The sequence below is a fragment of the Pseudomonas sp. AGC41 genome, assembly GCF_057334555.1.
The window spans coordinates 1-11,118 of sequence record NZ_JBHFJB010000002.1; the positions used below are offsets into that span (position 1 = coordinate 1).

Below are 11,118 nucleotides of genomic sequence, written 5' to 3' on the forward strand. Positions count from 1 at the left end.
CATCATTGATTGATCCAGTGCTTTCGCGAGCAGGCTCGCTCCCACAGGTGAGGTGTGATGGGTAGAGGGCATCCACCAGACTCTGCTTCAGCGGCTCACCGGCCAAATTGATGATGCGCACGCTGGCCGGGATCTCGCCGCTGCGCTGCAACGCGGCGATCGCCGAAGGCACGCTGTTGATCAGGCGCACCTGATCGCGGGCCGGCAGGTGCGGCAGTTCCAGGGCGTTGCGGGCGATGATCAGCGAGCCGCTGTTGGCAAGGGTGACAAACAGCTCCCACACCGACAGGTCGAAGCACACCGAGGTCGACGCCAGGACGCCCTGGATATCGTCGCGGCTGTAGACTGATCTGGACCAGTCGATCAGCGCCAAGACGTTTCGGTGGGCGATGGCCACACCCTTGGGTTTGCCGGTGGAACCGGAGGTGTAGATGACGTAGGCGAGGTTGTTCGGGGTGACTGTTGTGCCCGGTGCGTTGAAGGGATATGAGCTCAACTCAATCCGGTCCAGCATCAGCACTTCGGTGCCAGCCGGAACCGTCAGCGTCTGCGCCACCGCCTGCTCGGTCAACAACACCCGCGCGCGGCTGTCCTCAAGCATGTAGGCCACGCGTTCGGCCGGGTAATCCGGGTCCAGCGGCACGTACGCGCCGCCGGCCTTGAGCACCGCCAGCAAGGCGATCAGCAACTGCTCGGAGCGCGGCATCGCCACGCCCACCCGCACCTCTGGGCCGACGCCCAGTTCGATGAGCTTGTGGGCCAGGCGATTGGCCCGGCCGTCGAGTTCGCTGTAGCTCAGGCGTGTGTTGGCAAAAGTCACTGCCTGGGCATCCGGTGAAGCGTCGGCCTGACGGGCAATCAGTTGGTGAACACAAACGTCTTGTTCGAACGGCGCATCGACCGGGTTCCAGTCATGGGTCAAACGTTGATGCTCATCGAATTCCAGCATCGACAGTTCACCGAGGCAGCGCTCGCCATTGGCGCTCATCTGCCCAAGCAACTGCGCCAGATGCGCCGCCAGCCGCTCCACCGTATCCGGAGCAAAGCTCGCCCGCTGATAACTCATGTGCACCGACAGCTGCCGCTCCAACCCCACCAGCAGCGTCAACGGATAGTTGGTCTGCTCCTGAGTCACCGGCGAGCCAAAACGCAAACCGTCCGGCGCGCCCTGCTCCAACGCCTGGGCGATCGGATAGTTTTCGAACACCAGCAGGCTGTCGAACAGCGCGTCACCGCCCTGCCCGGCCCAGCGCTGGATATCCAGCAACGCGGTGTGTTCGAACTCGCGCAAGGCCAGGTTCTGCGCCTGCACCGCTTGCAGCCAACTGTCCAAGGACTGCTCGGCCCGAGGGCTGGCGATCACCGGCAAGGTGTTGATGAACAAACCGATCTGCTGCTCGATGCCAGGCAAGTCCGCTGGGCGACCGGCGACCGTCGCACCAAAGGCAACCGTTTCTCGACCGGTGTAGCGCTGCAACAGCAGCAACCACGCCGCTTGCACAAGCGTGTTTACCGTGACTTTCGAGGCACGGGCGAAGGCTTCCAGGCGGCGGGTCGACGCTTCATCCAGCACGTGGACGTGATCGCCGTAACCGCTGCCCAGCTCGGCCGGTTTGGCCACCGCATCGGCCAGTCGTGTTGGCGCCTCCAGCCGTTGCAGCGCCGGTTTCCAGAACGCTTCGCTGGCCGCCGCGTCCTGGCGTTGCAGCCAGGCGATGTAGTCGCGGTAGCGGCTGCCGGACACGGCGACGGGTTGACCGCTGTAGCGTTGCAGCACTTCGCCGAGCAACTGCGAATTGCTCCAGCCGTCCATCAGGATGTGATGGCAGGTGTAGATCAGGTGATAGCGTTCGTCCGCCACGCGCACGACCACCAACCGTAACAACGGCGCCGCGTCCAAGGCAAACCCTTGCTGACGCTGGGCTGTCGCGAGGGTTTCCAGATAATGAACCAGGTCAGCCTGTGTGCGCCCGTCCTCAAGCTGCAACGCGACCTTTACGCGCTTGTGCACCACCTGCAATGCACGCTTGAAATCACCCTCCCAGACAAAACCGCTGCGCAGCACGTCGTGGGCGTCGGTCGCCGCTTGCCAGGCCTGGCGGAAGCACTCGACGTCCAGCCCTTCGACATCCACGCGCATCTGGTTGATGTAGTGGCCGGCCTGCTGCTCGTACAACGTGTGGAACAGCATCCCCTGCTGCATCGGCGACAGCGGATAGATGTCCTCCACGTCGCGCGCCACCAGCGGCAAGGCGTCCAACTGTTGCTGCTGCAATCCGGCCAGGGGGAAGTCCGACGGCGTGAACCCGTGGTGCCGCGGCTCGCAACAGTGGTCGATCAATGCCTGCAATTCCCCAGCGTAATCCTGGGCCAGCGCCTGGATCGTCGCTTCATCGAACATCTGTGAGCTGAACGTCCAGTCGATGCTCAACTCGCCGGCATAGACGCTGCCGTTGAGCGTCAGCCAGTTGTCCAGCGGCGCCAACGGACTCTGCGCCGCGCCCGCCGATTCGCTGGCCGGGACAAACAGGCCGTCGGCGTCGTCGGCAAAGCCGCTGTCGAACTGGCCCAGGTAGTTGAAGGTGATGCGCGGCACGGGCAGCGCCGCGAGGGTGCGCCGCGTCGGCTCATCGCCCAGGTAACGCAACACGCCGAAGCCGAGCCCTTTGTCTGGGATCGCCCGCAGTTGCTCCTTGATCGCCTTGATCGAACCTTCGGTGGTGGCCGTCGGGGCCAGGCGCACCGGGAACAGGCTGGTGAACCAACCGACGCTGCGGCTCAGGTCCATATCCTCGAACAGCGCCTCACGGCCATGGCCCTCCAGCTGAATCAAGGTCGAGGCCTGTGAAGTCCAACGGCCGATCACCCGCGCCAGCGCGGTCAGCAGCAGGTCGTTGACCTGGGTGCGATAAGCCGCCGGCGCTTGCTGCAACAGGCGGCGCGTCTGGTCCTTGTCCAGCCGCGTCTGGACCTGGGCGCCATGACACCTGCGCAAATCGCCCTCTGGACGGTCGCAAGGCAAGTCATGACCGGTGCCTTGCAACTGCTCCTGCCAATACGTCAGCTGGGACTGCAACGTCGTGCTGCCGGCATGGGTCTGCAATCGTTGCGCCCAGGTCTGCGCAGCCGTGGTCTTGGCCGGCAACGCTGGCGCCTGACCGGCCTGCAACTGCTCGTACGCCTGTTGCAGGTCCTCCAGCAGAACACGCCAGGACACGCCGTCCACCACCAGGTGATGGATCACCAGCAACAGTCGCTGGCTGCCGTCGGCCAGGCTCGCCAGCACCCCGCGCAGCAGCGCGCCATCGTGCAGGTCGAGGCTGCGCTGGGCTTGTTCGGCCAGGCGTTCAAGGGCCGGCGCATCGGCCACCTCGGCGGTCCACAACAGCGGCGAGCGCTGCCAGAGCGTGCGCTGTTCGGCCAGGGTATTGTGGCGCGCGGTCCAGGTGCCTGCCTCGCAGACGAAGGCCAGGCGCAACGCATCGTGATGCTCGACCAGAGCCTGCAACGCCTGCTCCAGATGCGCGGCATCCACGGCTCGCAAGCTCTTGAGCAACACCGACTGGTTCCAATGATGGGGCTCGGCCATGGCCTGTTCGAAGAACAACTGCTGGAACGGCAGCAATACCGTCTGCCCGGTTACCGGGCCCTGATCGATGACCGGCCCGTTGTCTCCGGTGGTTGCCACCCCGGCCAGGCCCTGGATGGTCTGGTGCAGGAACAGGTCCTTGGGACTGAAATGAATCCCGGCCTGACGGGCGCGGCTCACCACCTGGATGGAAATGATCGAATCGCCGCCCAGCTCGAAGAAATTGTCGGTCCGCCCTACGCGTTCGCGTCCGAGCACGCTTTGCCAGATCGCAGCCAAAGTGTTTTCCACGGCGCTGACCGGGGCACTGTAGCTCTTCGGGCTGGCGCTCGGATCGGCCTTCGGCAGAGCCTTGCGCTCAAGCTTGCCGTTGGGGCTGACCGGCATTTTCTCCAGCCACACCCAGTGTTGCGGCACCATGTAGTCGGGCAAGGACTGGCTCAGATGTTCCCTGAGGCGCACTTGCAGCGCCTGGCGAACGGCGTCGTCGGCGGCCAGCAGCTCAGCGCGCGCCGGCACCACGTAGGCCACCAGCAACGTGCCGTCCTGGGCCAGGACCACGGTTTCGCGTACCGCCTCGTGTTCGGCCAGACGCGCTTCGATTTCGCCCAACTCGATGCGCAGGCCACGGATTTTCACCTGATGGTCCATTCGCCCGGCGTATTCAATCACGCCATCGACCCGATAACGCGCCAGGTCGCCGGTGCGGTACAAGCGCTGGCCAGCGCCGAACGGGGCGGTGACGAACCGTTCGGCGGTCAACGCCGCGCGCCGATGGTAACCGCGCGCCAGCCCTTCGCCCGCCAGGTACAGCTCGCCGATCACCCCGACCGGCACCGGCGACAGTTCATCGTCGAGAATGTAGGTGCCGAGGTTGGCGATCGGCTGTCCGATCGGCACGCTGTCGCGGCCTTCCTCGACGCAGGTCCAATGAGTCACGTCGATGGCCGCCTCGGTCGGGCCGTAGAGGTTGTACAGACTGGCGTTCGGCAGTTTGGCGAACACCTGCTGCTGGGCATCCACCGGCAGCGCTTCGCCGCTGCAGACAATCCGCTTGAGGCTGGTGCATTCGGCTACCCGCGGGTCCTGCACGAACGCCTGGAGCATCGACGGTACGAAGTGCAGCGTGGTGATGCGCTGCGCGGTGATCAGCTCGATCAGTTGCGCCGGGTCGCGATGGGCGCCCGGCGCGGCCACCACCAGCGTCGAGCCGGTCAGCAGCGGCCAGAAGAATTCCCACACTGAGACGTCGAAACTGAACGGCGTTTTCTGCAGCACACTGTCAGTCGCATCGAGGCCATAGGCCTGCTGCATCCAGCACAAGCGGTTGACCAGGGCGCAATGGCGATTGCCCGCGCCCTTGGGCTTGCCGGTGGAACCGGAGGTGTAGATGACATAGGCCAGGTTTTCGCCGTACACCTTGACGTCGGGATTCTCCTCACGACTGGCATACGACTCCTCAACGGGCAGGTCCAGTAGCAGACTGCGCAGCCCCTGCGGAATCGGCAAAGCATCAAGCAGGTGTTGCTGGGTCAGCAGCAAACCGATGCCGCTGTCTTCGAACATGTAGGCCAGGCGATCCTGCGGGTACTCAGGGTCCAACGGCACGTAGGCGCCGCCGGCCTTGAGGATCGCCAACAGCCCGAGCACCATCTCCACCGAACGTTCCATGGCGATGCCCACCAGCACATCGGGGCCGACGCCCAGGTCGATCAAGCGATGGGCCAGGCGGTTGGCCCGGGCGTTGAGCTCACGGTAGCTCAGGCGCTGCTCGCCGAAGACCAGCGCAGGCGCATCCGCGGTCCGGCGTACCTGTTCCTCGATCAGCGCCTGGACGCTGCGCTCGAGCGGGTATTGCCGCGCCGTGGCGTTCCAGTCGATCAGCATGTGGCGACGCTCGTCCTCGTCCAGCAGCGACCATTGCGCCAGCGGGCGGTGCAGGTCCTGCACCAGGCTGCGCAACAGGTTGAGCCAATGCCCGGCCATGCGTTCGATGGTCGCCGGCTCGAACAGATCGGTGGCGTAGGTCAGGGCAGCGTGCAGGCCTTGGGGACTTTCGACGGTGTCCAGGCTCAGGTCGAATTGCGCGGTACGCTGTGTCCAGCCTACGGGTTCGACGTCGAGCTCCGGCAAGGCCTTGGCAAACACCGAGGCGGTTTCGTTACGGTGGTTGAACATCGCCTGGAACAGCGGGCTGTGGCTCAGGTTGCGCTGCGGCTGCAAGGCATCCACCAGTTGTTCGAACGGCAGGTCCTGGTGCATCTGCGCGGCCATGGCCGTCTGCTTGAGCTGTTGCAGCAAAGCGGCGCCGGTCAGGTCGCCGGGGAATTCGCTGCGCAGGACCTGGGTGTTGACGAAGAACCCGATCAACCGCTCGGTTTCCAGCCGTTGGCGGTTGGCGATCGGCACGCCGACGAGGATGTCGGCCTGGCCGCTGTAGCGATGCAGCAATGCCTGGAACGAGCCGAGCAACAGCACGAACAGCGTGACGTTTTCTTGCCGGGCCAGGGCCTTGAGGTCATCGCTCAGGGCGCGATCCAGCACGATCGGCAGGCGTGCCCCGCGCAGGCTTTGTTGCGCCGGGCGCGGGTGATCGGTGGGCAGTTCCAGCAGCGGCTGTTCGCCGCCCAGTTGCGCCGACCAGTAGGCCAGTTGGCGGTCGCGCTCACCGGCCGCCATCCATTGCCGCTGCCAGACCGCGTAGTCGGCATATTGCACCGCCAATGGCGGCAGCTGTGCCGATTGACCCTGGACGAAAGCCGAGTACAGGCTCATCAGGTCGTCGACCATCACCTGCAACGACCAGCCGTCGGAGACGATGTGATGCAGCGTCAGCACCAGCAGGTGATCCTCCTCGGCCACTTCCAACAGCACCACGCGCAGCAGCGCGTCATTCAGCAGATCGAACGGGCGTTGCGTCTGCTGTTCAAGGAAGGCCTGGATATCACTCCCTTCCAGGCGCTGCTCGGTATAGTCGACTTCGCCCTGTTCACAAATGATCTGGCAAGTGCGTCCATCCTCTTCCACGAATTCGGTGCGCAAGCTTTCGTGGCGCTGGACCAGTGCGGCAAAGCTCTTGCGCAGCGCGTCCTTGTCCAATGCGCCGCGCATCCGCAATGCGGTGGGGATGTTGTAGGCGGCGCCGTCGGGGTCCATTTTCCAGAGGAACCACTGGCGCTCCTGGGCAAAGGACAACGGCAGCGGCGCGTCGCGAGGCACCGGCGTCATGGCCGGCGCCTGTTCGCCTGTCGTGGTATCGAAGGCGGCGACGAACGCCTGCAACGTGCTGTGTTCGAACAGGCTGCGCAGCGGCACTTCGATGCCGAGCACCCGACGGACCCGCGAGACCACCTGAGTCACCAGCAGCGAATGCCCGCCCAGTTCGAAGAAATTGTCTTCCAGCCCCACGCGTTCAAGCTTGAGCACGTCCTGCCAGATTGCCGCGACCTGTTGCTCGACCTCGCTGCGCGGCGCCACGTAGGCCTGCTGCAAATCGCTGGCCTCGGGCGCTGGCAAGGCCTTGCGATCGATCTTGCCGTTGGGCGTCAGCGGCAGTTGCGCCAGGAACAACAGGTGCGCCGGCACCATGTATTCCGGCAACTGCGCCTTGAGGGTCGCCTTGAGTGCGGTGCGCAACGGCGCGTCCGGCTCCGGCACTGCGCCGCTGGCGGGCACCACGTAGGCAACCAATTGCGCGCCGGTCGGGCCTTCGTGGGCGACCACCACGGTTTCGCGCACGCTGTCCTGGGCCAGCAGCGCGGCTTCGATTTCCCCCAGCTCGATACGCAGACCACGAATTTTTACTTGATGGTCGATCCGGCCGAGGTACTCGACCACGCCTTCGGCGCGATAACGGCACAGGTCGCCGGTGCGGTACAGGCGCTCGCCCGTGGCGGAAAACGGGTCCGGCACGAAGCGTTCGGCGGTCAGCGCCGGACGCTGGAAATAACCACGGGCCAGGCCGGCGCCACCGATCAGCAGCTCCCCCGGCGCACCGGGCGGATTGAGGCTCAGGTCGCTGCCGACGATGTACAGTGCGGTGTTGTCCAGCGGTTTACCGAGGAACGGACGGTCGCGCTCCGGGCTCAGTGGATGCAGCGCCGACCAGATGGTGGTTTCGGTCGGGCCGTAGAGGTTCCAGACGTTCGGCGAAAGCGCCAGCAAGCGCTGCGCCAGTTCCAGCGGCAACGCTTCGCCGCCGCAGAGGAAGGTCCGCCCGGCCAGCAGCGAAGCCTGCTCATGATCGAGCAACATGCGCCAGCTCGACGGCGTGGCTTGCAGCACGCTGGCAGCGTGTCGTTCGATCAGCGCCAGCACCGCTTGCGGGTCCTGGTGCACGTTCTGGCCGGTCAGCACCACGCTGGCCCCGGCCGACAGAGGCCCGTAGATTTCCAGGCCGAAAATATCGAAAGAGAACGTCGTCAATGACAGCATGCGGTCGCCGGGCACGAGACCCGGCTCGGCGATCATGCTGTGGATGAAATTGCTCAGGGCGCCATGGCGCACCATCACGCCCTTGGGCTTGCCGGTGGAACCGGAGGTGTAGATGACGTAGGCCAGGTGTTCGCCAGTCAGCGGCACCACCGGGCAGGTTTGCGGGGCTGCTTGCAGTGCCGCGTCCGGCTGGTCCAGCAACAGCGTCTGAAGACTTGGCGGGATCGGCAAACGCGCCTGCAAACGGGCCTGGGTCAGCAGCAGTCCGATGCCGCTGTCCTCGATCATGTAGGCCAGGCGATCCTCGGGGTACGCCGGATCCAGCGGCACATAGGCGGCGCCGGCCTTGAGGATCGCCAGCAGGCCGACAATCATCTCGACGCTGCGCTCCACCGCGATGCCCACCAACTGGCCGGGCATCACGCCCAGGTCGATCAGGCGATGGGCCAGTTGGTTGGCGCGCGCATCCAGTTGTGCGTAGCTCAGGACCTGGTCGTCGATGGTCAGCGCCAGCGCCTCGGGGTTGCGGCGCACCTGTTCGGCGATGCGCTGGTGCACGCAAACGGCTTCGTCAGTGTGGTCGGCCATCCGCAGCCATTGCTGCTGCGTGAGTTGCTGTTGCGCCGGGTCGAGCAGCGGCAGTTCGCCGATACGCTGGCGTGGCGCATCGACGATGCCGTGCAGCAGGTTCTGCCAGTGCCCGGCCAGGCGCCCGATGGTCGGCGCGTCGAACAGGTCGGTGGCGTAAGTCAGTTCCGCAGCGATGCCCTGCGCGGTCTCATAGGTGCCCAGGGTCAAGTCGAACTGGGCGGTACGCCCTTCCCATACCAGATCCTCGACCCGCAGCTGCGGCAGGTGCATCTGCCGGCTTCGAGTGGCGTCGGCGTTCTGGTGGTTGAACATGACCTGGAAGATCGGGCTGTGGCTGAGGCTGCGCTCAGGTTGCAGGGCCTCGATCAATTGCTCGAATGGCAAGTCCTGATGGGCCTGGGCCGCCATGGCCGACTGCTTGACCTGGGCGAGCAACTGATCAAACGGCAGTTGCCCGTCAACGTCGGCACTGAGTACCTGGGTGTTGACGAAAAAGCCGATCAGCCCTTCGGTCTCGACCCGGTTGCGGTTGGCCGTCGGCACGCCCACGCGGATCTGCGGTTGCCCGCTGTAGCGGTGCAGGAGCGCCTGGAACGAGGCCAGCAAGACCATGAACAGGCTGGCGCCTTCACGCTGGGCCAACTGCTTGAGCGCGGTGGCCAGTTCCGCGCCCAGGGTCAAATCCAGGCGCGCGCCACGAAAGCTCTGCACCGGTGGGCGCGGATGATCGAACGGCAGTTCAAGCACCGGTTGCTCGTCACCGAGGGTCTGGACCCAATAGGCCAATTGACGCTCACGCTCGCCGGCCTCCAGCCAGTGCCGTTGCCAGATCGCATAATCAGCGTATTGCACTGGCAGATCCGGCAAGGCCAGCGGCTGGCCGCCGATGTCGGCAGCGTAGTGCCGGACCAGTTCATCCACCAGCACCTGCATCGACCAGCCATCGGCAATGATGTGGTGCTGGATGAGCACCAGCACATGGTCGTCTTCGGCAACTTTCAACAGCGAAACCCGCAGCAACGGCCCTTGGCGCAGATCGAACGGACGCGCGGTTTCACCTTCGACGCAGGCCTTGATACGTTCGTCCTGGCTGGCCGGCGAACCGGCGGGCAGCGCCTCGACCGCGATGCTCAAGGGCATATGTTGATGAATGATCTGCACGGTTTGCTCGCCGTGCTCGGCGAACGTGGTGCGCAAGCTTTCGTGGCGCTCGACCACGGCATTGAAGCTGCGCTCCAGCGCCGGCACGTCCAGCTGCCCTTTGAGGCGCAAGGCGCTGGGGATGTGGTAAGCCGAGCTGTCACGGTCCATCTGCCAGAGGAACCACTGGCGCTCCTGGGCGTAGGACAGCGGAACATGTTCAAACCCGGAACGCACCTCGGGGATCGGCAGGTTGGCCGGCGAGACGCCCTCCTCCAGCATCTTTTCCAGGTACAGCCGGCGTTTGTCCAGCGGCAGAGTGATAAAGCGCTTGGCAACCCTCAAAGCAACACTCTTGTCCATCAGACTTCCTCCATTTCATCAAGCAGGGCGTCCAGCTTGTTCAGTTTCTGTTCGTTGATCGGCCCGTCGCCGCTGTCGAGTCGGGCGACGAAATCCTTCAGGACGGGGTGCTGGAATAACAGCTGCGGGGTCAGGCTCAACCCCAGTTCGAGAGCCATGCGCGAAACGGCGGTGACCGCCAGCAGCGAGTGGCCGCCCAGCTCGAAGAAGTGATCGTGCAGGCCCACGCGCTCGACGGTGAGCACCTGGGCCCAGATCGCTGCGACTTGCTGTTCAAGGTCGCTGACCGGTGCTTCGTAAGCGTTTTGTGAGCGCCCGGCCTCGATGCCCGGCAAGGCCTTGCGGTCGAGCTTGCCGTTGGGGGTCAGTGGCAGGTGGTCGAGGAACAGCCAATGGGCCGGGATCATGTAGTCGGGCAGGTGTGCCTTGAGACTGGCCTTGAGTTGATCGCGTAGCGTGTCGGTATCGGTCGAAGTCACCACATAGGCCACCAACTGTTGGCCGCCGGGACCGTCCTGGGCCAGCACGGCGACGTCATTTACCTCGGCTTGCTGCAGCAGCCGCGCCTCGATTTCCCCCAGCTCGATGCGGAAGCCGCGGAGCTTCACCTGATGGTCGAGTCGGCCCTGGTATTCGAGCACGCCATCGGCGCGATAGCGGCACAGGTCACCGCTGCGATACAGGCGTTCGCCGGTGGTCGAGAACGGGTTCGGCAAATATTTCTCGGCGGTCATCGCCGCGCGCCCGAGGTAACCCCGGGTGAGGCCCGCGCCGCTCAGGTACAGCTCCGCCGAGACGCCTTGCGGCACCGGTTGCAGGCTGGCGTCGAGCAGGTAACTGGCGGTGTGCTTGAGCGGGCGACCGATGTTTGCCGTACCGCCGGCGGTGCGGCGGGTCCAGGTGGAATAGGTGGTGTCTTCGGAGGGGCCATAAAGGTCATAGACATGCTCAACCCCCACACTTACCTGTGGGAGCGAGCCTGCTCGCGAAGGCGTCCTGTC

At 64.9% G+C, this 11,118-nt stretch carries 2 protein-coding genes; both read right to left on the reverse strand.

Annotation, left to right across the window (positions count from 1 at the left end; all coding sequences use genetic code 11):
* On the reverse strand, positions 1–10,117 hold a 10,117-nt coding region (locus ACE04F_RS00280; RefSeq protein ID WP_486103956.1), incomplete at its 3' end, for an amino acid adenylation domain-containing protein.
* On the reverse strand, positions 10,117–11,118 hold a 1,002-nt coding region (locus ACE04F_RS00285; protein ID WP_486103958.1), incomplete at its 5' end, for a phosphopantetheine-binding protein. The genes ACE04F_RS00285 and ACE04F_RS00280, both read right to left, overlap by 1 nt.